This is a genomic window from Runella sp. CRIBMP (assembly GCF_009905605.1).
GTDB lineage: Bacteria > Bacteroidota > Bacteroidia > Cytophagales > Spirosomataceae > Runella.
Genome location: NZ_JAAAKZ010000014.1, coordinates 102,114 through 126,171, shown reverse-complemented (window position 1 = coordinate 126,171; position 24,058 = coordinate 102,114). Strand labels below are relative to the sequence as shown.

General features: G+C 45.4%; 18 protein-coding genes. 9 read left to right on the top strand and 9 right to left on the bottom strand.

Features of this window, described 5'->3' with window-relative positions; all coding sequences use genetic code 11:
• Positions 1-92 precede the first annotated feature (92 nt).
• Positions 93-1,352, bottom strand: a complete 1,260-nt coding sequence (locus GVN20_RS23925; protein ID WP_166560769.1) for a DEAD/DEAH box helicase — start codon at positions 1,350-1,352, stop codon at positions 93-95.
• Positions 1,353-1,776: 424 nt separating this feature from the next.
• On the opposite strand from GVN20_RS23925, the gene GVN20_RS23920 reads away from it, so the two are divergent.
• From GVN20_RS23920 to GVN20_RS23895, 6 genes are all read left to right on the top strand, one after another.
• Positions 1,777-2,820: an AraC family transcriptional regulator gene (locus tag GVN20_RS23920; RefSeq protein ID WP_166560768.1), complete on the top strand. Its 1,044-nt coding sequence runs from the start codon at positions 1,777-1,779 to the stop codon at positions 2,818-2,820.
• 195 nt (positions 2,821-3,015) lie between these two features.
• On the top strand, positions 3,016-5,256 hold the full coding sequence (locus GVN20_RS23915; RefSeq protein ID WP_166560781.1) for a DPP IV N-terminal domain-containing protein: 2,241 nt from the start codon (positions 3,016-3,018) through the stop codon (positions 5,254-5,256).
• A 135-nt stretch (positions 5,257-5,391) separates the two neighbouring features.
• Positions 5,392-6,126, top strand: coding sequence for a carboxypeptidase-like regulatory domain-containing protein (locus GVN20_RS23910; protein ID WP_166560767.1), 735 nt, complete (start codon positions 5,392-5,394; stop codon positions 6,124-6,126).
• 143 nt (positions 6,127-6,269) lie between these two features.
• Entirely contained in the window at positions 6,270-8,663 is a 2,394-nt protein-coding gene (locus tag GVN20_RS23905) for a glycoside hydrolase family 127 protein (RefSeq protein ID WP_166560766.1), read from the top strand.
• A gap of 60 nt (positions 8,664-8,723) precedes the next feature.
• The gene (locus tag GVN20_RS23900) at positions 8,724-10,742 is read left to right on the top strand and encodes a hypothetical protein (RefSeq protein WP_166560765.1); all 2,019 of its coding nucleotides are present in this window, start codon (positions 8,724-8,726) and stop codon (positions 10,740-10,742) included.
• Between the two features lie 93 nt (positions 10,743-10,835).
• Positions 10,836-11,315 carry an META domain-containing protein gene (locus tag GVN20_RS23895; protein WP_166560764.1) on the top strand — a complete coding sequence of 160 codons (480 nt, stop codon included), beginning with the start codon at positions 10,836-10,838 and terminating at the stop codon, positions 11,313-11,315.
• A gap of 86 nt (positions 11,316-11,401) precedes the next feature.
• On the opposite strand, the gene GVN20_RS23890 is transcribed toward GVN20_RS23895, so the two are convergent.
• The 8 genes from GVN20_RS23890 to GVN20_RS23855 all read right to left on the bottom strand — a co-directional run bounded on the left by GVN20_RS23890 (position 11,402) and on the right by GVN20_RS23855 (position 21,361).
• Entirely contained in the window at positions 11,402-12,904 is a 1,503-nt protein-coding gene (locus tag GVN20_RS23890; RefSeq protein WP_166560763.1) for a lipopolysaccharide biosynthesis protein, read from the bottom strand.
• A gap of 9 nt (positions 12,905-12,913) precedes the next feature.
• Complete coding sequence (locus tag GVN20_RS23885; RefSeq protein WP_166560762.1) at positions 12,914-13,651, bottom strand: TylF/MycF/NovP-related O-methyltransferase; 738 nt, start codon at positions 13,649-13,651, stop codon at positions 12,914-12,916.
• A 69-nt stretch (positions 13,652-13,720) separates the two neighbouring features.
• A complete protein-coding gene (locus GVN20_RS23880) occupies positions 13,721-14,617 on the bottom strand; it encodes a bifunctional 2-polyprenyl-6-hydroxyphenol methylase/3-demethylubiquinol 3-O-methyltransferase UbiG (RefSeq protein ID WP_166560761.1) in 897 nt (298 codons plus the stop codon).
• A 72-nt stretch (positions 14,618-14,689) separates the two neighbouring features.
• A complete protein-coding gene (locus tag GVN20_RS23875; protein WP_166560760.1) occupies positions 14,690-15,799 on the bottom strand; it encodes a glycosyltransferase in 1,110 nt (369 codons plus the stop codon).
• 2 nt (positions 15,800-15,801) lie between these two features.
• Positions 15,802-16,533 carry a class I SAM-dependent methyltransferase gene (locus tag GVN20_RS23870; RefSeq protein WP_166560759.1) on the bottom strand — a complete coding sequence of 244 codons (732 nt, stop codon included), beginning with the start codon at positions 16,531-16,533 and terminating at the stop codon, positions 15,802-15,804.
• A gap of 29 nt (positions 16,534-16,562) precedes the next feature.
• Positions 16,563-17,669: a non-hydrolyzing UDP-N-acetylglucosamine 2-epimerase gene (wecB, locus tag GVN20_RS23865; protein ID WP_166560758.1), complete on the bottom strand. Its 1,107-nt coding sequence runs from the start codon at positions 17,667-17,669 to the stop codon at positions 16,563-16,565.
• Positions 17,666-18,877: a glycosyltransferase family 4 protein gene (locus tag GVN20_RS23860; protein ID WP_166560757.1), complete on the bottom strand. Its 1,212-nt coding sequence runs from the start codon at positions 18,875-18,877 to the stop codon at positions 17,666-17,668. Before GVN20_RS23860 ends, wecB begins: the two co-directional genes overlap by 4 nt.
• A gap of 84 nt (positions 18,878-18,961) precedes the next feature.
• A complete protein-coding gene (locus tag GVN20_RS23855; protein ID WP_166560756.1) occupies positions 18,962-21,361 on the bottom strand; it encodes a penicillin acylase family protein in 2,400 nt (799 codons plus the stop codon).
• Positions 21,362-21,501: 140 nt separating this feature from the next.
• Between GVN20_RS23855 and xerA the strand changes: the two genes are divergently transcribed.
• The 3 genes from xerA to GVN20_RS23840 all read left to right on the top strand — a co-directional run bounded on the left by xerA (position 21,502) and on the right by GVN20_RS23840 (position 24,045).
• Positions 21,502-22,557 (top strand): site-specific tyrosine recombinase/integron integrase, encoded by a 1,056-nt coding sequence (gene xerA, locus GVN20_RS23850; protein ID WP_166560755.1) that lies wholly within the window; start codon positions 21,502-21,504, stop codon positions 22,555-22,557.
• Positions 22,558-22,753: 196 nt separating this feature from the next.
• A complete protein-coding gene (locus GVN20_RS23845) occupies positions 22,754-23,290 on the top strand; it encodes a hypothetical protein (RefSeq protein ID WP_166560754.1) in 537 nt (178 codons plus the stop codon).
• Between the two features lie 215 nt (positions 23,291-23,505).
• Complete coding sequence (locus GVN20_RS23840; protein WP_206023360.1) at positions 23,506-24,045, top strand: hypothetical protein; 540 nt, start codon at positions 23,506-23,508, stop codon at positions 24,043-24,045.
• The last annotated feature ends 13 nt before the right edge of the window (positions 24,046-24,058 follow it).

Genomic DNA, 24,058 nt, shown 5'->3' with positions numbered 1-24,058 from the left:
AAGCATCTGGACTTTTCTTTCCTACTCACAAAAACCTTAAGTTCTTTGGTAAAACAGAAAAGCCCTTGACTCACTTTTTTATGCTTCGGCGTTTACGTTCCGCTTTTGGGGCGTGGAGAGCCCGCAGGACGAGGCTTGTTACTCCGTTGTTTAAAAGGTTTTTTCTTGCGTGGAGGGCTCGAATTTACTTCACTCCCGCCCGAGTGGTAGCTCGGCCCCGCGCCCAAAGCTGCTGGCAACGACATTTTAGGAATTTCTTTCCCAATCATTCGCTCAATGGCCACAAACTTCCGTTGGTCTTTGTCATTGATAAAAGTAATCGCGGTACCCGTCGTTTCGGCCCTTGCGGTGCGTCCAATCCGGTGAATATAATCTTCGGGGTCGTGCGGTACGTTATAGTTTACTACCAAACTGATTCCCTCCACATCAATTCCGCGCGACAGAATATCGGTTCCAATCAAAATCGGCAGGGCTTTATTTTTGAATTCCCGCAAAATCCCTTCTCGTTCTTTTTGGTCTAAATCAGAATGAAATGCTTTGGCAGTCAGCTTATTACGTCGCAGCTCTTCATCCAATTTTTTAACATTCTCTTTAGTGGAAGCAAATATAATTACGCTACCAAACTGTCCTTCTTTGAGGATATTTTTGAGCAATGCTATTTTTTGTTCATCGTAAACCAAATACGCAAGCTGCAAAATTCCTTCGGCGGGTTTGGCCACGGCGATACTGATCTGCTCAGGTTTGTTCAGAATCGTGTTGGCCAACGTTCTGATTTTTGGCGGCATAGTGGCCGAAAACAGCAATGTTTGCCTTTTCTGGGGTAAATAACTGATAATCCGAATAATATCATCGTAGAAACCCATGTCCAACATGCGGTCGGCTTCGTCCAAAATAAGGTGTTGGAGGTTTCCGAAGTTAATTTCACCCATTTGCAACAACGCAATCAAACGCCCGGGCGTAGCAATAATCACCTCACTGCCTTCGGCCAATGCCTTGCGCTGCTGACTCCAAGCCGCCCCGTCTCCTCCTCCATAAATCGCGATGGAACTTACTCCCGTAAAGTACCCCAATCCTTCAATTTGCTGGTCAATCTGAATCGCCAACTCCCGTGTAGGTGCGAGGATGAGCGTATTAAGATGGCGGTTATTGGGCGTGGCATCAATGATTTTATTCAAAACAGGTAACAAATAAGCCGCCGTTTTGCCAGTGCCTGTTTGGGCGCAGGCAATCAAATCTTTATTATTTAAAATGGCCGGAATCGCTTGGGCTTGAATAGGAGTTGGCTGGTTAAACCCCATAGAATGCAGTCCATCTAAAAGTTCTTCGTCAAAATCAAAATCGTCAAAAGTCAAGTGGTGAAGTGTTAGAGGTGAAAGAAAAAGGAAAATAACACTGGGAAATTAATGCCATTCCGAAGTTTACAAACGATTAACCTCTAAACCAAAAAATGATTCCCAAATGGTTGGTACCATAATTATATAACGTATAAAACGTGTACGGGTTGGCGGCGAAGTTAGTGCTTATTCTTTAGTAAGGCTTTGTTTTTCGCGAATCTAACATAATTCTTCCATTTTTTAAAATCGAATTTTAACTAAACCATCACTTTCTTGAGCCACCTCATGTTAATTAAATAAAATAAATATTATCCCAAAGCAAAAGTAAATTTTACATAATATAGGTTTATATTGCTACCAATTTGGGATACAAACACCCTTACTATAATCGTAAACACACCTTTCAGATAGCCCGTTTTATATTTGTTAATTCAACAACGTTATGGAAATTTTCTTAGGACTTAGGCCCTCCCACAACTGGATGGCACAAGTAGCTGAGCAATTTGGCACAGAACCACAATCACCTAATGAGTTTAGTTATGAAAAAGATGATCTATTATTTAAATTAAATTCCCTCATTATTGAACCCGACAAAGTAGCCGTTATTTTAGGCGAAATACGTTGGGCGACTCCCCTCAACACGTTAAAAAAATCAATTGATACCAACGATTATTGGATTTTAAGTTTTATCCTTTCTGAAGCTCCTCACACGTACTCTTTAATCCATAACAACACAAAACACCAAATAAAGGCGCTTAAATCAACGCTTTTTTACAGTTCCAAAATGACCGTAGATACCCTTTGGCCCGCAGGCAAACGTTCTCGGTTTATCACCATCGGATTTCACCGGGATTGGATTTGTGAAAAACTCGGCGTAGATGCAACCACCTCGTCCAACTCGCCTTTTGTGACAATGTTGCAGTCCGAAAACGGCGTTTACTTTCAGGGAATTTCGCTTTTTGAACGAATTGTTTCATTTGATAACCTCTTTAGTGATGCCCGTTCTTTGAACTGGGCACTTTCGGTAGAAGCACAATGCTATGAACTAATCGTTGATTTCATCAGTCAAATCGCCACCATAAAATCTGACCTTTCCAACAACAAATTCAGCCAGTACGACATCAAGCAGGTGATGGAGGTGGAAAATCGTCACTTCATTGCCACCGGAATGCTCCCCTCACTTGAGTTTTTAGCGAGAGAGGCCAACATGAGTTTATCCAAATTCAAAAAATGTTTCCAGCAGATTTACGGCTCAGCTCCCTATGAATACCACCTCAATCTTAAACTAGACATCGCCAAAAAACTGCTTTTACAAAACAAATGGACCGTGGCGGAAATCGCGACCCAATTGGGGTATTCGAGCATTGCGAGCTTCAATAAGGTATTCAAAAAGAAGTACAATATGAGCCCCACTGCGATTGTCCATGAGCATTTAAATCAAATGGTTTATCGGATCAAATCTTCTGATGAGAATCTGTCAGAGTAAGCACCATTCAAGCGTGCATTAAAAATAGGTGGGGATTTCGGTTCAGTAGCACAAAAGTTAAAATAGTATCTTATTTAGGCAAGAAGAGGGGAGATTTACCCAAAAAAGTCGCCTAAATTTGTAATATCTTAACCCTTTTATCCTATGCTTTTGCCGACGCCTCCCCGCCACCCCAAGCTGTCGCTTTTTCTGGCAATGCTTGTTTTTTTAAGCTTTACTTCCCAATCCTCGCGAGCGCAGGGGCGTTTGGAAGATTATCAACGCTCAGAAACCCTCAAAAACCGCCTCAAAGACAAAGTCTACAACGCCCCCGCGTTGGTCAACTGGTCGGCGAGCAGTCAATGGGCATGGTATTCTGTGCAAACCGTTCGCGGAAAAGAATTCATGGCCGTTAACCCCACCAACAAAACCCGTCAAGCGGCCTTTGACCACGCACAATTGGCCCAGAAACTCTCTGAGGCAACCAACAAAAAAACAACCCCCTACGCCCTTCCTTTTGGTACATTTACGTACAGTAAAGATGACAAAGAAATAGAATTTAGCGCCGAGGGATTTGTGTGGAATTACGGCCTCACGTCCAACACATTGCGCAAAAAAGAACCCGTTCGCTCCGAAGAACGGCGATATTGGGGCGCGGGTGCCAACGACCAAAACGACAAACCCGTTTTCTCACCCGACAGCACCCGAACGGCTTACATCAAGAATTACAACGTGTACGTTCGTTTTGAGAAAACCAAAAAAGAGACCCAACTCAGTTTCGACGGCTCCGAAGGCGACTATTATTCGGGCTACGTTCAGTGGTCACCAGATTCCAAAAAACTGATTTCATTTAAAGTTAGGCCCAACCAAAAACACCTGATTTACTTCGTGCGCTCCTCGCCCGAAGACCAACTCCAACCCAAACTCGAAAGCCGCGAATACCTCAAACCCGGTGATGCGTTGCCAGTACGCCGCCCTCAGTTATTTTTGGTCGACGAGCAGAAACAACTCCCCGTTGATGATGCGCTATTTAACCACCAATACGGGTTGTCGCGCTCGGAATGGCGCAAAGACAGCCGCGCATTTACGTTCGAGTACAACCAACGCGGCCATCAAGTGTACAGGGTGTTGGAAATAAATGCCGCAACGGGCACGGTGCGGGCGGTGATTGAGGAGCAAAGCAAAACCTTCATTGATTACAGTGGCAAACGCTATCGTTACGACGCAACGGATGGAAAAGAAATCATCTGGGCCTCTGAGCGCGACGGCTGGAACCACCTTTATCTGTACGATGGTCTGACTGGAAAAGTTAAAAAACAAATCACCAAAGGCGAATGGGTAGTACGCAATGTGGTCAACGTCGACGAAGAAAAAAGGAGTATTACCTTTGCGGCAAGCGGCATGAACCCCCAACAAGACCCGTACTTTGTGCAGTACTATCGCATTAATTTTGACGGCACTGGCCTGACCGCCCTGACTTCTGAGAACGCCAATCATACTGCCTATTTTTCGCCCGACAAAAAATATTTTGTTGATACCTACTCCCGCGTTGATATGCCGCAACTGACCACGCTTCTCTCCGCTACCGACGGCTCAGTCCTCATGGAATTGGAGAAAGCCGATATTTCAGAATGGCAAAAAGCCGGTTGGAAAGCCCCAGAAGTATTTACGGCCAAAGGGCGCGACGGCAAAACCGATATTTGGGGGATTATCGTTCGCCCTACCAATTTTGACCCCACTAAAAAATACCCCGTCATTGAAAATATCTACGCGGGGCCGCACAGTTCGTTTACGCCAAAATCGTTTATGACCTACAACCGTTCGATGTTTGAACTGGCCGAATTGGGCTTCATTGTCGTGCAACTCGACGGCATGGGTACGTCCAACCGTTCCAAAGCTTTTCATGATGTATGTTGGCAAAATCTAAAAGACGCGGGCTTTCCTGACCGGATGTTATGGATGCAAGAAGCCGCCAAAAAATATCCCTCACTCGACCTTAGTCGCGTAGGAATCTACGGCACCTCAGCGGGTGGGCAAAGCTCCACGGGGGGACTTTTATTTTATCCTGATTTTTACAAAGTGGGCGTTTCTTCCTGCGGTTGCCACGACAACCGAATGGATAAAATCTGGTGGAACGAACAATGGATGGGCTACCCCATCGGGCCGCATTATGCCGACTGCTCCAACGTGACCCACGCCGAAAAACTACAAGGAAAATTGTTGCTGATTCTGGGTGAAGTAGACGACAACGTCGACCCCGCATCCACCATGCAGTTGGTGAATGCGCTCATCAAAGCCAACAAAGATTTTGATTTTTTGATGGTACCCAATATGGCCCACTCCACCGGCGGCGAGTACGGTGAGCGCAAGCGGCGCGATTTTTTCGTACGGCATTTGCTAGGAATTGAGCCCCCCGCATGGACCATGCCGATTACGGTGAATGAAGGTACGAAATAAATCAGAAAAGACACTCAACTGAAAAAAGCGGCGGCATCACGTTTCAGCCGTCGCTTTTTCCGTTTCATCAATTTCATGGTTGGTTGTGCGCACGGAGAAGGGCAATTTTGCCCTTAACAAAAACAACAGCCAATCATGAAAACATTGCTCTACGCCGCTCTGGCGCTGCTATCGTCCTGCATTCCTCCCCACGCACATGTACATCCTGATTCGGACAGCCCCCAAAAAGGGATTGTTTCGGGACGCGTCGTTGACACCAACGGTAAACCTTTGGCCAATGCCGATATAGTGGTCAACAACGCCCAATTTTACAACAATAACATCTTGGGGAAAACCGATGCCAACGGGCATTATAGCCTATCGGTCAATGCTGGCTCGTGGTACGTTCGGGGTACGGTGACCGTCCGTTTTGACAACAAAACCTACGTCCTTGATTTATTTCCCGAAACCACGGGGGCCTTTGCGGGCACCGAAGGCGCTATTCGCAACCTGCATTGGAAATTGACGGGAGAAAAACCAAAAGAATTTGGTATGTCGGGGCACTACGGCGGATCATTGGAAGTGTACGGTGCCATCGGAGTATTCTTCGACACCGACAACGTTGAATTTACTTTTAAACCCGTCGGAATGCTCATTGATGGCAATGCCGGTAAAACCCTGACCATAAAAACGGGCGATGAAAATGCGCAAGACATTCCCCTCGGAAAATATACCGTTACGGCCCGTTATTTGCCCACCAATCAATCGATGCTCCTCCGTCAGCGCAATGCCAATCAGTCATACAAAAACTCGGTCACTGCTAGTTTTGACCCTACTTACCTAGGCGCTACGGGCAGTTACCAGCTTAGCTTGGAGGTGAGGCTACCCTAGCCAAATCTGTTATTTTAAAAGAAAAGCAGCACGGCCTCCCTATTTGCCCTTTTTGTGCGGAAGGGAACGAGAATATCATTATTTTTGAACACTGCAAAAACAGTTTTTTTCAGAAAGATAAAATCGGATTCCTAATGTTAAACATGGTCAAATTAAAAACGGCAGTCCTCTTTTGGTTCGTCATTTTCGTTACAAACACCGTCAAAAGCCAACCCAAGGGCGATTATCCGATTCAACCCGTGCCGTTTACGGCCGTAAAAGTCAATGATCAGTTTTGGGCACCACGCATCAAACGCAACCACGACGTCACGATTCCGATTGCCCTAGAGCAGTGCTACAATACAGGACGGGTCAACAATTTTTTATTTGCCGCCAAAATCAAATCGGGCAAGTTTTGCACTGAATACCCTTTTGACGATACTGATATTTACAAAATCTTGGAAGGAGCCAGTTTTTCGTTGCAAACATTCCCCGACAAACATTTGGAAGCCCGCCTTGACACGCTCATTGACTACGTGGGCAAAGCGCAAGAACCCGACGGTTATCTATATACCAATCGAACCATCGACCCACTACATACGCACCCTTGGTCGGGCCTGAAACGCTGGGAAAAAGAGTCTGATTTGAGTCATGAGTTATACAACAGCGGGCATTTGATTGAGGCCGCCGTTGCCCATTTTCAGGCCACAGGCAAAAAAACATTGTTAAACATTGCCATCAAAAACGCGGATTTGCTCTGTCGTGAATTTGGCCCCGGCAAGTTGGACCACGCTCCCGGCCACCAAATCATCGAAATGGCGCTGGTGAAACTCTACCGCACTACAAACCAGAAAAAGTACCTTGATTTGGCCAAATTTTTTCTGGACGTGCGCGGCAAAGGCAAAGAATACAGCCAAGACCATAAAAAGGTGACAGAACAAACCGAGGCCGTTGGGCACGCCGTTCGCGCCACTTATATGTACGCTGGCATGGCCGACGTAGCCGCCATCACGGGCGACAAAGCTTACCTCAACGCCATTGACAAAATCTGGGAAGACATCATCGATGACAAATTTTACCTCACGGGGGGCATCGGCGCGGCGGGTGGCCACGAAGGATTTGGCGCTCCTTACGAATTGCCGAATATGTCGGCCTACAACGAAACCTGTGCCTCCATTGGCAATATTTATTGGAATTACCGCCTTTTTCTGCTCCACGGCGATTCCCGTTTTTATGATGTGCTAGAGCGCACGCTGTACAACGGCATGGTGTCGGGGGTGTCACTCAGCGGCGACCGCTTTTTTTATCCCAATCCGCTCGAATCTTTGGGGCAACATTCACGGAGTGCGTGGTTTGGTTGCGCCTGTTGCCCGAGCAATGTGTGTCGGTTTATCCCGTCTGTTCCAGGTTATGTTTATGCCCAACAAAATGACCGCGTTTTTGCCAATTTGTTCATGAGCAGTAACGCCGAAATCATGCTCAACGGAACCGCAGTCCAAATTACCCAAACGACCAATTATCCGTGGAACGGTACGGTTGATTTCACTCTGAACCCCGCCAAACGTAAAAACTTCGAGATGGCCATTCGGATACCCGGCTGGGCGCAAAACCAACCACTACCGAGCGACTTATATTCTTTTACGAAAAAAGATGATACTCTTTTTACCTTGATGGTCAACGGCAAACCCGCCGAGTACCAACTCGAAAATGGATACGCCGTTATCAAAAGAGAATGGAAAAAAGGGGACGTTATCCAACTGACTTTACCGATGCCCATTAGGCAAGTAGCCGCCAATAAAAAAGTGGTTGCTGACCAAGACAAAATTGCGCTTCAACGCGGCCCGATTGTGTATTGTGCCGAATGGCCCGAGCATTCGGAAGGTCGGGTGCTCAACTTGGTGGTCAACCCCGAAACCGCTTTCACGGCCAGCTATCGTCCTGATTTTCTGGACGGTGTCACGGTGATTAAAGCGGAAGTTGAACAATCCAAACGGACAATAGACCATCAAATCAATGTCTCCAAGGCTACTTTTGAAGCCATTCCTTATTACGCATGGGCCAACCGTGGGCCAGGTGAAATGGCTGTTTGGTTTGGCACAAAACCCTCTGCTTCTCGCCCACTCCCAGCTACTACTATTGCATCCAAAAGTAAGCTGTCGGCCTCGCACGTGACCAAAACCCTCATCGCGCTCAACGACCAAGCCGAGCCCAAAAACTCCAACGACCACGACAATATTTACTACCACTGGTGGCCCATGAAAGATACGCTTCAATGGGTCCAATACACTTTTGACAAACCAGAAACCATTTCATCCACCAACGTTTATTGGTTTGACGACGGCCCGTGGGGTGGGTGTCGCGTGCCCGCTTCGTGGCGGTTACTTTACCAAAACGAATCAGGAGAATGGAAACCCGTTCAACCCAAAGGCCCGTTTGGGATAGCAAAAGACCAATACAATGAGCTTTATTTTGAACCCGTAAAGGCCAAAGCGTTGAAAATGGAAGTGATGCTACCTAAGGAGTATGCGGGAGGGATTATTGAATGGTCTGTAAAGTAATATGCGGGATTTTTTGCACTTTTCCCCATAAAAATATTATTTTGCTGACTTACACAACCTATGATGAATATTCTCGACACCACCAGTACACATACGCGCGACGCGTACGTGACAGATTGGCGTAACACCTATCACCTGCATCTTACTGACTATGAGCGCTCCAGAGTTTCGTTTGTAGCTGGTTTATTACCTGAATTCGCCACTAAATTTGACGTTTTTCAGGTGTTAAACATCCTGCAAAAAAAACTCGGCACCGAGACGATGATGCGAGCGCTCAACCCAAACGAAACAATTTTATCCCCATTGGCCACTCAAAAAGACAGTCAATGGCTCAAAAAATCCAACATGGTCGGCGTCAATGTCCGAACCATTGGTAGCTTTTGGAACGTTGTAGGCTATGCGCTTACCCTGCCCAAGTTCCACGATTCCATTCATCTTCTACCCATTTGGGAGCCGGGCGTGGTGGGAAGTTTGTACGGAAAAGTGAGCTGGAACATCAACCAAGAGTTTTACAGTTGGCCGCTTCAACAGGCCATTCCGTGGTTGGACTCCGTGGAAAAACAACTGAAAGCGGTCGTTAATTTACTGCACGCCCTGGGCAAAACTGTTGGCTTGGACGTAATTCCCCACACCGACCGTTTTTCGGAAATTGCGCTGATTCATCCCCGACTTTTTGAGTGGGTGCGCCGCGATGGCGGCCGACTGACCGACCATTCGGAGCATATTTGGCAACAGGTTGAAGAAGTGATTTGGCAACACCTCCACAACTGCGGCACGGCCGACAGCAGTGGATTGTATTTTGATAAATCCATCCTTTTCGACCCGAGCATTCCCTTGCTTACTGATAAGCGACGGCAGGAAATTATTTTTGGTTTTGACCATCAACAACGATTGCACCGACGCATTGAGTTGATGAAGGATTTGCTTGCCCACGGCTTCGAAACCCTGCCCATGACCATGGCGCCACCCTACCGGGGACTGCATATCAATCCAGAGGTTTTTGTCCTTGACGAGCGCGGAACGCAGTGGTTTCAATACGATTTTGACCATCCTGAGGGTATGTCGAGGGTATTTGGGCCGCTGACACGCTACCGATTTTATCATTCCAAAAATGATAATCGGCATTGGGAACTGGATTTTGAACGCCCCAATATAGACGCTTGGAATTACTTTTCAAGAAAATACCTTGAATGCCAGCAGGAATTCAATTTTGATTTTATGCGCGGCGATATGGCTCACGTACAAATGCGTCCAGAGGGTGTTCCTGCCCATCCCGATGCTTTTTATGACCCGCTGAGTGCCGTTAAAAAATACATTCAACGACGCGGAACGCCCCACTTCGCGTTTTACGCCGAGACCTTTATCGCTCCTCCCAACGTGATGGGCTACGGCGATGAGTTTGACCATTTGGAAGCCATCCACGCCGACGCTACGCTCGGGGATTTGCAGGCGGCGGTCATCGACTCCCCCGAATTCCGGGAGCGTTTTACCTTGTACGACCAATTGCTCCACAGTCGTAATTTTGCCCCTAGTTTTACGATTATCACGGCCGACAAAGACGACCCGCGTTTTGATGAATTTTACCGAACGGGCAACCTCCTTCGCTATTTTGTTGGAATATTCTTAACGGATATGCCAAGTTATTACAGCCTTGGATTTGAGGTGCGAAACCTTCACTTAACGCGGGGGAAAAACGAAGAATATTCCAAACTGTACGTTTTTCAAATTCACGACGATGCCGAAACCGACAAAGTAACTCACGGACCGTTTGAATGGGGTGAAAACATGGCGCAGTTCCGTGAAATCAACGACTTACGTATTTTTGCAGAAACGATTTGGAAACAAATCGCCAACCAACAAATCAAGTGGATTTTGCCGCCCGATACCACAAAAACACTTGTCGCATGGACCCAAGCCATCGCTCCTATGTATATTTTTGTAGCTAATTTTGACAGTCAATCGGGCATATCTTTGGAAAACATCAACCTTAGTGATTATGATTTGGTGTTTCAAACTACTACCGCACCAGAAGGCCAAATTGCACCCGTTAGTGGGCAAGTGTATAAAATCAGGAAGTAGATTCCAACCAAATCAGGCCGATTTGCGTCTTTTTTATGGTTCTGCATTGAAGAACCAGGTAGGACTATAAACAACCAAAAAACGCTTTTAGCCATGATTAAAATCCCCTTTTTTGCCACGCTATTGCTCCTGTGTGTGAGCTGTGCGAAAACGAGCGTTACGATTGAAGATGAATTGCAAGCCGCCAAAAACGTCACCAATGCTCGCGTAAATTTTAACAAACTGTCTGGGAAATGGACATTTACGGAATACCTGAAAGACAAAACGGTACCCGCCGACGGCGAAGCCTCTATCGAATTTACCGCTTCAGAGACCACTGATAAATTGCAAGTGAACGGACGAGCATTCGTAAATCTCTACAATACCCATTTTACGTTTAATGAAGCTAAATCCAGCATTGAGTTCGTCGCGCCCGTCAGTACGACCAAAATGGCTGGCACGCCCGAAATGATGAAAGCCGAGTATAATTTCCTTAATAATCTAAAAAACGTGACCAAATTTTCGGTCGACGGCACTTCGCTTAAACTTTACGTAGGAGAGCCTGTTTCTGAAATTATGTATTTTAAACGCTAAAATACATTTCTATTTTTAGACACTGGCTTGGGGAATTGGTACTCCAAGCCAGTGTTTTTTTATGAATTCAATCTTAAAAATGAAGATTATTTCTTTCTGTATTTGCGCCAAATACCCAACAGCGTTTGATTGGCATCTTCGGAAATTCTTAGTCCCAGAACCCCACCGCCTAGTACCAACAGAATCACGAATGATTTGACCGCAATGCCGACAAATACCATCCCAAGGCTGTCGTTGGGGATGGAAATCACCTGGGTGATTCCGTACGTAACCACCAGTAATGCAACCGCTTTGATGGTAGCAGGGGTGAAAGGCTGAAGGCCAAAACGGGAATAAATAAACCAGAATTTAATGGCGTTGTAGAGCGTGAGCGACACCAACATGGCCAATGCGGCTCCGTTGTACCCATAAATTGGAATCAATAGGGCGTTGGCAATCACGAGCAAAACGGTCTGAAAAATGTAAAATGCAAGGTCGTAACGATAATACTTTGAACCAATCAGAATTTCAGAGTTGAGCCCCGTGGCCATATCAATCACCCTGCCCAGCCCTACAAAAAGCACCACCCATTTCCCCTGCTCATACACCTCCGATTTAGGAATAATTTTGAAAATACTGTCGATATTGCACCAAATCCCTAAAAACAATAACCCACCGATAATCAACAGATTAAGCGAAGATTTTTTGTAAATCTCGTCGATGTGTTCCATATCATTGCGACTCCAAGACTCGTTTAGCAGCGGCGTACTGATAGACGACAGAGCATTTCTTGGAATGGCGATGACAAGGGCAATTTTGGCCGCAATGTCAAAAATTGCGGTGTTGGTCATCCCGTTGGAGTAGGCTGGGAGGAAAAATTTTTCAATGTTGACCGCCAGATTGACACTTACCCCGCCCATTAAGACCCACAAGCCATACTGCCACATTTCGTTAAAAATTGGCTTGCGCAAAAAGCTAAAATCGACTTTCCAGTACAACCTACCCAGCCATTGTAAATAGCCCAACAACGCAAAAACGGCCAACAAATGCACGAGTACCAGCGCCATAATAAGCTGATCGAAAGTAATCCAGTGCATTCCGTAGCCCACCGCCAAGGCCGAGTTTGTTAGCTTAACGCCCAATTCGCGAATGATGGCGGGGACCACAATTCGTAGATGCACCCGCGCGTAGGCTTCCAAAACGGTCATGTAGACCAAACAAATGGTCAGTGGAAGTAAATAATAATAATATTGAACCAACAGTGGAGAACCATCTTGATAAATCCACCGAAATAAATCACGCCCAAAAACATACAACACACTGAAAATCAAGCACCCCGCCAGCGGCGCAACCATCAAAAAAGCAAAAAAACCGTTGTGTTGTTTGGCTTCGTCCTTAAACCTATTGAAAAAACGTACTGCAATCAGCGGAATGCCCAACTGGGTAAACGAAGCGAAAACCAACGGAAAACTCGTAATGGCGCTGTAAAGCCCCATCTGATCTGTCGACAAGAAGGCATTGTACAAGTACAGAACATTGACGGTCCCGATGATTACGCCAAAATACGTGACAATTGAATTTTTAAGACTTTGGCGAATGATAACTCCCATGAATATATGTTATGATTTTATCGCAATACGACCCGTGTAGTCAATTCGATTGAGCAAAATAGGGGTTTTTTGTTCGGCAAAGTATTGATCTACTGCCTTGCGGGCACCTTGCCAATGTCCGTAGTCATCAATGATTAGCACTCCCCCCGTCACGAGTTTGGGAAACAAATGAACCAGTTCGTGGTACGTAGATTCATACCAGTCGGTATCCAAACGCAACAAGGCAATCGAAGACGGTATTGTTTCAGGAATTGTCTGTTCTACTTTACCCTGTACAAAATGTATTTTAGAAAAAGGGTAATTGGTCTGTTTCATGTTGGTTTGGACGTCGTTCAAATCTGCGTCACATTTATCAATACTTTGCCAAGTCTTCTCCGCTAGAGCACCCGTCATACTTACATCATCGTTTGTGGGCTCACTCATGCCTTCAAAAGTGTCGTACAGGTATAAATTTCGTGAAGTATCCTTGCCTTCCAACAATGTAAGGGCACTCATCATAGAGCTTCCCCCTCTCCAAACCCCACATTCCACAATATCGCCGCTGATTTTATTTTTGGAAATATAATTGACCGCTTGATTCAGGGCATAAAGTCGTTGAATGGAAGTCATTGTAAATGGGCGACATTGATTCATCAAACGACCAAAATCTTTGTCATTTTCAATGTCAATGTTGGCAAAACGGTATGTTCCTGCCTTCACAACTTCGTACCCCATTTTTTCAATGAGCGAAAGAATGATTTTTTTCATCTAAATAATTTTGGACAAAAATACTTTACTTATTAAATCTTGGCATTTCTAGTTAAGCGACTTAGCTTTTTATTTTTTTCGGTAAACCGCCACCACCGTGGGGCCTTGCGTAAACACGGGCAAGCGTTTTACCAAAAAACGAGTGGTAAGGTGAAGCAAATTTACCACGGCTGAATCTCCAAATTGTTTTTTGAGCCAAAGCAAATACGCCGTACTTTTATTGACAGATACCGATGGCTGAACGGCCACCTCAATCAATTCTAAATCAAACAATTGTGCAACATAACGCAGAGAATCTGGCGCCCATAACAACATGTGGTGCGGAGGCACATTAAGGGTATGATACGGGTCTTCTTTGAAAATATAACAATCATTGTTGGGAACGCCAATGGCCAAAAGTCCGCCTTTTTTCAAACACGCGATGGAATCTTTCAAAAAATCTCCGACTTCATTGACGTGCTCAAACAACTGAAAAGCGCACACCATATCGTAGGTCCCCGCTTGTTTTTGGGCATGAGCCGTTATCGTTTCATCCACAATATTGAGGTCGTGGGTTTTACCGTATTCCACGGCGTCTGGATTAAAATCCAAACCCGTTGCCTGCGCTTTTTTCTCTTTTAATTTTTCTAAAAAATAGCCCCTCCCGCACCCAATTTCTAGTACTTTTTGTTCAGATAGAATAAGACCATTCACTTTTTCGTGTTCCCATTTCCAAACCGAATAATAGCCCTTATACACCCGTGCCAAATCGGCATAAAATTGCCCATCACCCGCCAAATTGAATGGGTAATAAAAACGAAGCCCAGAGGTCTTGCAACGGTAAATATCCACCGTTTTTAAGCCCTTAAAATAGCCGCTTACATCAACACCAAACTGGGTTTTATACTGGCTGATAATCTGTTTTGGCAAAAGTCGGCTTTCGAGGACAACCTCAGGACTGCCAGTAAGGGGTGAAATAACGGTCATTGAATAGTTGTTTCAAAAAAGTTAAAAACTTCAATATATGTCGAGGGGTAAGGGCTACTACAATTATAAGGCTTATTGAGTATCTCTTTGCAAAATCTGTTGTAGTCTTTCGATTCGCAATTCTATTTCATACTCCTGCCTCATTTTTAAAGCTGCATTTTTCCCCATTTTTTGCGCAAGTTGAACATTATCCAACAAAAGGCACACATAATCAGCCATTTTCAAATAATCTCCTTCTTCCACTAAAAAGCCAGTTATTTCATGATCAACAGCCTCTTTTATCCCAGCATGACGCGTACTTATAATCGGCAGTCCTGCCGCCGAAGCCTCCAAAATCGTATTAGGTGTACCTTCTGAATCCCCATTTTCGGGGTTAGTGATAGAATGCTGGACAAAAATCCTTGCTTTGCGGTGCCATTCTGCCACTTCATCGGGTGATTTTATCCCTGCAAATTCAACGGCATGTTTCATACCCAAGGTTTCCACCAGTGCTTTTGAGGACTCAAGAAGTTCGCCTCCGCCAATCATCACCAGTCGTGCATCAGGATGTTTTTCGAGTACCTTATCAAAAGCCTGCAACGTCAGGTGCGGCGCTTTTTTTCCCGTAAACCGTCCCACCGACAGTACTATTTTTTCAGCCTGCTGTGGATTTGCTCCGTAAAACTTTTCAGTTTCAACGCCATAGGGGTTATTGATAATTTTGGCGGCAGGAGCACCCATTCCCATCAATTGAGCCGCCATATCTTTCGACACTACAATAATTTTTTCCGCAATTTCGAAAAGACGTTGATAGTCTTTTTTGTACTTTTCAATGGTCGGACGATGGGAAGCGTCGAAGCCGTGAAAATGAACCACCAAACGCGTATTTGTCTTCTTACAGGCTTCCATTACACCCAAACCCGTAATTCCATATTCTGCTAGTACAACATCTGGTTTTTCTTTTTGCAAGTACTTTGTCAAAAAATAAGTATAAAAAGGTGGGTAGAATACAGAAAACACGCGTTTAATTCCTATCCGAATCAACTCCCCTGCGGGAATAGAAATGATGTTTTCCCCTTCCTTTGTAATGTAAGGCCGCCAGCCACCCGTCAATGTGATTTCTGGTTTTAGGTACGATAAATGATTGTGAATGAATGTTTCGGAGTAACTATTCCGATTGGGATAAGCAATGCACAATTTCATCGTTATTTCTTCGCCTTGGCCACAACCAAATACGTACATCCGTCGGTGTCGGTGGCTTGTTGAGAACTGATTTTATCGAATAATACGATCAAAAACTGCATCGGAATTGTCAGCAAAGGGCGTAGGAATTTGGGTATTTTGAACAACAATCCATCCTGAAACAACTGCAATCCCATGGCCGCCCGCCCAATGATACCTCGAAAGGCAATCACCTCAAAACCATTGCGCTCCACGATTTTACGCAATCCCGTCGACGTCCAACGCCAATAATCCGTGGGGTCAGGATGGTACATCCAGTACCCGTGCGTGGTGAGCAGCAGCAACCCGTTGGGTTTAAGAATCCGCTGCGCTTCGCGAAGATAGCCTTCAGGGTCGTCTACGTGCTCAAGCACCTGGGTCGAAAGCACCACATCAAGCTGGTTATCAGGGTATTGAATTACGCTATCGTTGCCCACAATAATATCTGCGTGGGGATTCCACGCCAAGTCAATGCCTAGGTAGTCAATATTTTTATCCGAAAAAAGAGAAACGTAAGGCTTGGTTCCGCAGCCATAATCCGCCAGTTTAATCGGGCCTTGGGCGGTTTTTTGCCGAACATATTGATCTCTTCCCCACTCCACCAACTGCCGTAGTTTTTTGAGGTAATACCAACGCGGATGCCCAAACGGGGGCTTAATACGATAATGCTCGTCGGGGTTGTCGGGAAGTGCTTCGGCGCGAATAGGTTGCGACATAAAAGAAATACGATTGTCGAATGTAAAAATTAAGAAAGCGACTTTGCTCTTTTCACTAAAATCTCCGCAATTCGCTCGGCAGCGTGGCCGTCCCAAAGCGGCGGAATAACGCCTTTTTTGGCCCGACCTTCGAGGATCTCGATTACTTTTTCGTGCACAGTCACGGGGTTCAAATCGGCCAACAATTGATTGGTTCCGAGTTCGACCGTCACGGGGCGCTCCGTGCTATCGCGGAAGGTCAAGCAAGGCACCTGCAAATAGGTCGTTTCTTCCTGAATACCGCCCGAGTCGGTGATGACCAAGGCCGCATTTTCCATCAAATTTAAAAACTCCAAATAGCCCTGCGGCTCGGTCAAAATCAGGCCCTCAATCGCGTCTAATTTTGCTTTTAAGCCAAATTTCTCAATGTTATTTTTGGTCCGGGGGTGAATCGGAAACAGTACTTTTTTGTACGGGGTCGTATTTTCAATAATCTGCAAAATACTCGTCAGCCCTTCGGCGGTATCGACATTGGCGGGGCGGTGCATGGTCATAAGCACAAAATCATCTTTGGCTACGCCCAATGAAGGCATAATGTCCAGAAGGCCAGCTTTTTGACGATAATACACCAGCGAGTCAATCATGCAATTGCCCACCATAAATACTTTTTCGTCGGGCACGCCTTCGTGTTTGAGGTTGTCAATACCTGCCTGCTCGGTCACAAACAGATAATCCGAAATACTGTCGGTCAAAATACGGTTGATTTCTTCGGGCATCCGGCGGTCGCCGCTCCGCAATCCCGCTTCAACGTGCGCAATCGGAATGTGCATTTTGGTGGCTACCAACGCACAGGCAATGGTGGAGGTAACATCCCCCACCACCAACACCAAGTCAGGCTGCTCGGCTTCTACCACCTTTTCAAACTCCAACATGATTTTGGCCGTTTGTTGAGTGTGCGAGCCGCCGCCGATTCCCAGAAAATAATCGGGCTTGGGCAATTCGAGTTGGTTAAAAAATACGTCCGACATCTTGGCGTCGTAATGCTGCCCCGTGTGAACGATTTTTGATTCAATCTCGCTTTTTCGCTGAAAAGCACGATGCAGCGGCGCTACTTTCATAAAATTGGGCCGTGCTCCTACAATGTTAAGAATCTTCATTTCTTGGTTACGAATTCAAATACGTTACGATACCCTTCGATAACGGTTTGTATATTTATTTCCTCTTTAATAATCTCCAATGAACGTTGGCCAAAGGCCCGAACCCGCTCGGGATTTGCCAACAACAAGTCCAAAACTCGTGCCAAATCAGCGGCGTTTCCGTTCTTGAAATAATAACCGTTGGTTCCTTCGCGTACCAAGCGTTTTTCGGTGCCGTCGGCCACCGAGCATACCACGGGTTTGGCAAAACACATGGCATCGTTGATAGACAGGCCGCCCATTCCGCCCAGTACATACACCGCTGACTCGTGCAAATATTGCCCCAAATCTACTGAATTGTACACTCCTCCCACAAAACGCACAGCTTCTGCCAGTCCTGCCTCTGCCGCCTGTATTTTCAGTTTTTCTAGCTCTGGCCCAAAACCTACCACCACCAACTCAATGTCGGGATAGGTTGGTTGTAGTTTTTTTACGGCTTCGATAATCAAATCCACACGTTTCCACTGCACCAAGCGCCCCACGTGAATTAGGCGATGGGGATTGGGCTGCAAGATAGAAGGTCGTTTTTGAACTGTTTCAAACGCCGCCAATAGTTCGTCGGTATCGGGGGAGTTAGAAATGACAAATATTTTCTCTGATGGCACACCGTAGCTACCAATGATTTCGTGGGCTTCGTCAATGTAGTTGATGTGAGCATCGGCCAATGGCAAATTCAAACGGCGCAGTAAGGAGGCAATCCAAAAAAGAATATAGCCAATCCAAGTTTTGTTGGAATCCTGAAAATTTTCGGAGAGAAACTGAGGAGAGAAATAAAACTCTTTGACCCGCCCCCAAATGGCGTAGTTGAAGGGAATATCCCGAGCGATGAGCTTGGCCCCCAATCCCCGCAACCGCCTATAAAAGAACGGATTGAGGGTGAGGTAGAGAAAATACGGCCAAGTAGTAATCACCACAATATCAGGACGAAAAGCTTTGAGCGTGGGCAATAAATCCTTAAAAAAAGGTTTGCCATACCAAGCGCGGTATTCTTCCAACTCCACCACCCGAAACAGCGCATTGTCGGTTTCCTCCTTCACGGCCGCCCCCGTTGCTTTCCCTTTTTGGGCGGGTTTTATCATCAAAATCTCGTACCCCGTTCCCGCCACAATCTTGTTCAGGATGAGCTTAAAGTAGTGGGGCAAAGCGGGCATTACAAAACAAACACGCATCTAGTTCTGAATTAGAATAACGCCAACGAGCTAGGTTAAAAAAATCTCATCGGCGTTATTTTGGAGGCGCAAATGTACAAATTTCTAGTTAGGCTTCAGCGTCCAAGTTCGGTCGGCTACTTGCTTAATTTTGTCTTTAGAAAAATAAACGGGGAAATAACCGTCTTTGGCCCATAATTCAAACAAATCGACATAATGCGGATCGTCGGGGTTGGCCGATTGACCGGGGCTGTTGATTCCCAAGGTCTTGTCCCAGTTTTCGGTATCTACCAAAATCCGAAACGAAGCGCCATGCTCCTGATTGAGGTTGTTGCCAGTATTGCCCACCACTTCGCCGTAGCCGCCACGAGGCAAAGGGCCAAGGTTAATTTTAGCGCGTTGCTCCTCACCTACCCACTCGCTGAGCGCATGCGTAAGTTTAATGTGTTTGTTTTTGGCTTGTCCGTACTGCCATTGGTTCATGTCATTGCCCAACCGTGCAGTGAGTACCTGAATCGCTTTCTCTAAACTATTCACCAACAACCCATTACGCGCTTTGATGGGGTCTATACCAAACTCAGGGCGGGGCGTAATGACCCAATCTACGAGCCGCTTGGTGGGCAGCGTTTTAAAATAGGTCTGAATATTTTGGGGGACGGTCAGTTGATAAACGGCCTTTTTTAATTCAGTTTCCCATTGTACATAAATGGCCGCCGCCGTCGAATTGGGCTTTAGTTGATAATCCCACGCCTGCAAAAGCGCTTGAGCTTTCGTCACTTCATTGCTTTCTTTGGCCGCATTGGTATTCAGCGCATTGATTAAGACAGGCAACAACGTGCGGGCCGTTCCAGAGAGATAATCGGTTTGCAAGGTCGCGAAATCCTGCAACGACATACGCTTTCCAGCGTTCAGCACTTCTTCGATGCGATGCGCCCGCACAGGGTTGGACCATGTCCAGCCAATGGCGTTGCGGTTGGGGAAATCAACGGGCGTCATGTTGTTGTTGGCCGTGACCACGTAGCCTTCTGCGGGGTCTTTTTTGTTGGGCAACAGCTGAATGGGTAAATAACCCGCCCACTCGTAGCGGCCATCGCCAGGCACGGGCACAAGCCCCGTCCAGTTTTTGCGAATGGGCGAAATCCCCACTGCCTGCCAGCCGATGTGGCCGTTTTTGTCGGCATAAATCATGTTTTCGCCGGGGATACGGCTAAAACTGCACGCCGTCCGAAACTCTTCCCAAGTACGCGCTTGGTTCATGCGCAAACTCGCCAAATAGGGGGCACAACCCACCTCCAACCAACCAGCCCGCACGGCGTACAATTTGTTTTTGGCCCCCTCTTCAAACACCACCGGCCCGTGGCGGGTGTACTTGAGTGTAATCACCTCAGGCGAGCCGTTGGCTACTTTAATCGTGTCTTTCAGGATTTTAAGATTTTCCCATTTCCCTTGGTATTTGTACTGATTCGGATTTTGAGGATTGGTTTCGTAGACGTACAGGTCTTCGTTGTCGGTTTCAAAAATGGTCAATCCCCAGGCAGCCACTTCATTGTGGCCCACCGAAACGCCCGGCAAGGAGGGCTCGCCCGCCCCCACGACGTTCCAGCCCGGGGCGTGCAAATGTACCCAATACCGCAACGACGGCACTGATTGCGCCCGGTGCGGGTCGTTGGCCAGCATCGGATAGCCGCTTTGGGCGCGGTGGCCGCTGATAATCCAGTTGTTGGAGCCGACATTGGCTTTTTCTTCTTCGTACCAACTGTCAAAATCAAACGCAGGCGTGTGACTCGCTTTTTTATCGTCTTTAACAAATTTCAAAGGCGCACGGAAGGCTTCGTACAATTCGAGTATGGGTTGAAAAAGGTCTTCGCTCTGCACGGTTTTGTCCAAGGTCAAATCGGGTTCGTTGGCGGTTTTGGCGGGGTGAAACCACTGCAAATCACGCAGCTTTTCGGCACCCACCAACTGCACGATTCGGGCATTGTTGAGTTCGTCTTTGACGTTGCTCAGCAATCCTTGATGCCGACTGATGACGATTTCGGGCGTCCAGTAATCGGGCAGCGTGTTTAGGACTTTAAATTCAAACGGAAGTTTTTCGGGCGTTTGGCGCATCTCGCGAATGTAGGCGTTGATTCCCTCCACAAAAGCATTGATAATGAGCGCACTGCGGGGGTGGTAGTGAGCCAGTTCAGCCGTAAGATTGCCCCGAAATTTAAACAATCGACTGCCAATGTCGCGTTTCAATTCTTTTTTTCCGAGGAGTTCGGCCACCGTTCCTGTGGCTTGTCGCCGCCAGATTTCGAGTTGAAACAGGCGGTCGGAAGCGGCCACGTAGCCCTGTGCCATAAACAGGTCGTGGTCGTTTTGGGCGTAAATGTGGGAAATTCCCCAGCGGTCGCGGATGACCTCGACGGGTTGTTGGAGGCCTTTGAGGGCGAGGGTTTGGGCGCAAGAAGCCGTACAACGCACGAACAACCCCACGGCAAGCAGCAGTACAAATGGTTTCAAAGGATACAGTTAGGTTAATGAAACCTAATGTTAGTAAAATTTGGAAGATTTCTCAAGAAAAAGCGACGAAACCGTTTTGGTGAGTGGCTATTTGGGCGGAATGTGTTCTAAATAGCACATTGTCACTAATATATTTAAATATGAGAGGACTTAACCGCGTCACTTTAATTGGAAACCTTGGAAATGTGCCTGAATTTCAGGCCTTAGAAGGCGGCATAAGCGTAGCAAAGTTTTCGCTGGCCACAACTGAAATTTTCAAAGACAAAAATGGACAAAACCACACTCAAACCGAATGGCACAATATCGTTATATGGCGTAGTTTGGCAGATTTAGCAGCCAAATACCTCCAAAAAGGAAGTTTGGTCTATATTGAAGGTAAAATCAAAACACGTAATTATGAAGATAAAGACGGCAGCACGACTATCAAATCCTACGGAGTAGCTTTTGAGGAGTTTATCAATCACTTTCCGCTGGATGCCATTGATGAGATAGACGAAAAGAAAATCATTGAATTCTGTCGCTATTTGGTCCTTGAACGCAAGGTGTCTGCTTCTACCCAAAACACCGCCATCAATGCCATCAAGTTTTATTATGAAAAAGTACTGGGCGGTAAGCGGCGGTTTTATGCCCTCCAACGGCCCCAACGCGACAAAGCCCTGCCAGTGGTGCTCAGCAGCGATGAGGTACAGCGGATATTGAATACGATTCAGAACCTCAAGCACAAAATGATTCTAAGCCTTATTTACGCTTCAGGGTTACGAATTAGCGAAGCGATTCGACTCAAAATCAAAGACATAGACTCCCATCGAATGCAAATACGCATAGAGCAATCAAAGGGCAAAAAAGACCGTTATACGCTGCTATCGCCCAAAGCCTTGGAATTGTTACGAAAGTATTACATACAGTATAAGCCCATTGACTATTTGTTTGAGGGGCAAGACGCGCCCATGTATTCGGCACGATCTATTCAACAGATTCTGAAAGCAGCATGCCAAAGAGCAGGCATCAAAAAAAATGTTACAGTGCATACGCTTCGGCACAGTTTTGCCACGCACCTGCTCGAAAACGGCACCGATTTACGCTACATTCAACTCCTGTTGGGGCATGAAAGCAGCAAGACCACTGAAATTTATACTCACCTCACTACCAAAGGATTTGACCAAATAAAAAGTCCGTTGGATACTTTGGAAATATAAATTGAGGATAGTATGTTTGATAGCAACAATCAATCACTTTGTAAAACTACGTTCCCCTCGCTCAATGCCGATATATACGCAATAACAAAGAGAAAGTAGCGTAAACACAGATGTTGTCTGCTATGTTAGAAAAAACTCTAAATTCCGAAATTTCTTATTACTTATTTGACACTTTTAACAATATTTACGACTTAGAATGAAATCAAAGACTGTAATTATTCCAAGTTTATTTTTGATCTATTTGATTTTTATTACAATTTCAGACTTTTCTTTTGTCGGTTATTGGACAGACATAATATTCTCAGTAGTTCTAGCAATTTATTCTTACCGACTTACATTTAAACCAGGACAAACCAATAGGGTTTTAAAAGTATATTCTAAATCTGTTGCAATAATATGTCTGACTTTGGTCTTTGGGTTTTTAGGACTAAACATAATTAATCCATTTTCTATAGACAAGTTGAAAATGAGAAGTTTTATGTTTCAGACAGTTGAAGGAAGAATTTTCAATGGTTACTTTAAACCTGTTGGAGCATATTCAGGTGGTTTTGGAAATTTTTGGATAACTGAAACACCGAAATATTTCCCAATTATTGAATATGAAGTTTATTGGGACAGAACTGTTCACCACGATTTTAATGATGACAATTTTGATGGAGTTCCAACAAATAACTACGAGGTTGTAAAATCATATATTCTCGATGAAGTTTTGAAAAAAGAGAAACTCAAATAGAAGAAACACAGCAGCCAACATTAGGTTTAGCATTATTGGGGCTTGACGAATACTGCCTCAGCATTTGTTCTTTATTGTGCTTCAGTTCGGGATTGACGTTATAAATTTGGCTTATGAATAAAACATCAGCAATATTGCAATCATTGGGCTTTGGTTATGGGCTGACGGAATGCTAATTCCCCAACAACGCCAAGCCTTTTTCGTTATACACCATTTTGAGAACGACACTAACAATCATATTGATACTAATAGGATTTTTGACTTTCGGACAAGAAAACAAACTTGGCGAAGACGGAAGTCTCATAAATAAAATTGAACCAGATATATTGGACAGTTTATATGTGAAAGCTTTAAACAATAGGATTGATTTGCTTTTGCAGAGTGGATGGCATTACGTTGAAATGAACGAATACGGAAGCAGAATTAAAAACTTAATCGTGCCTGACAGGTATAAATTTCTGACGACAGACGAATTAATTGACTTATCAATAAAAGAGAAACGGACAATTAATGTTTTAAGAATTGTTCACAACATAATATCCAAGGACACGGTTGACATAAATTTTAGTTATATAGGATTTACAGGAAAAAGAAAACTTCATTTCTGCAGAGGAATACGTTTAAAAAAAACAGAAATTACTGTGGGTTGTGGTGGGATAAATGGATACCAGCCTGACATAAGATTTGCTTTCGACAGTCTGATAAATGAATGGAAAATAATAAAAAATCGATTTGTAAAAACAAATGGAGAATAGAAAAACGGTGTAT

Excerpts from the sequence above, each read along its gene's own strand:
- GVN20_RS23920 (WP_166560768.1), top strand. The coding sequence starts at position 1,777 with ATGGAAATTTTCTTAGGACTTAGGCCCTCCCACAACTGGATGGCACAA.
- GVN20_RS23915 (WP_166560781.1), top strand. The coding sequence starts at position 3,016 with ATGCTTGTTTTTTTAAGCTTTACTTCCCAATCCTCGCGAGCGCAGGGG.
- GVN20_RS23910 (WP_166560767.1), top strand. The coding sequence starts at position 5,392 with ATGAAAACATTGCTCTACGCCGCTCTGGCGCTGCTATCGTCCTGCATT.
- GVN20_RS23905 (WP_166560766.1), top strand. The coding sequence starts at position 6,270 with ATGGTCAAATTAAAAACGGCAGTCCTCTTTTGGTTCGTCATTTTCGTT.
- GVN20_RS23900 (WP_166560765.1), top strand. The coding sequence starts at position 8,724 with ATGATGAATATTCTCGACACCACCAGTACACATACGCGCGACGCGTAC.
- GVN20_RS23895 (WP_166560764.1), top strand. The coding sequence starts at position 10,836 with ATGATTAAAATCCCCTTTTTTGCCACGCTATTGCTCCTGTGTGTGAGC.
- GVN20_RS23890 (WP_166560763.1), bottom strand. The coding sequence starts at position 12,904 with ATGGGAGTTATCATTCGCCAAAGTCTTAAAAATTCAATTGTCACGTAT.
- GVN20_RS23885 (WP_166560762.1), bottom strand. The coding sequence starts at position 13,651 with ATGAAAAAAATCATTCTTTCGCTCATTGAAAAAATGGGGTACGAAGTT.
- GVN20_RS23880 (WP_166560761.1), bottom strand. The coding sequence starts at position 14,617 with ATGACCGTTATTTCACCCCTTACTGGCAGTCCTGAGGTTGTCCTCGAA.
- GVN20_RS23875 (WP_166560760.1), bottom strand. The coding sequence starts at position 15,799 with ATGAAATTGTGCATTGCTTATCCCAATCGGAATAGTTACTCCGAAACA.
- GVN20_RS23870 (WP_166560759.1), bottom strand. The coding sequence starts at position 16,533 with ATGTCGCAACCTATTCGCGCCGAAGCACTTCCCGACAACCCCGACGAG.
- wecB (WP_166560758.1), bottom strand. The coding sequence starts at position 17,669 with ATGAAGATTCTTAACATTGTAGGAGCACGGCCCAATTTTATGAAAGTA.
- GVN20_RS23860 (WP_166560757.1), bottom strand. The coding sequence starts at position 18,877 with ATGCGTGTTTGTTTTGTAATGCCCGCTTTGCCCCACTACTTTAAGCTC.
- xerA (WP_166560755.1), top strand. The coding sequence starts at position 21,502 with ATGAGAGGACTTAACCGCGTCACTTTAATTGGAAACCTTGGAAATGTG.
- GVN20_RS23845 (WP_166560754.1), top strand. The coding sequence starts at position 22,754 with ATGAAATCAAAGACTGTAATTATTCCAAGTTTATTTTTGATCTATTTG.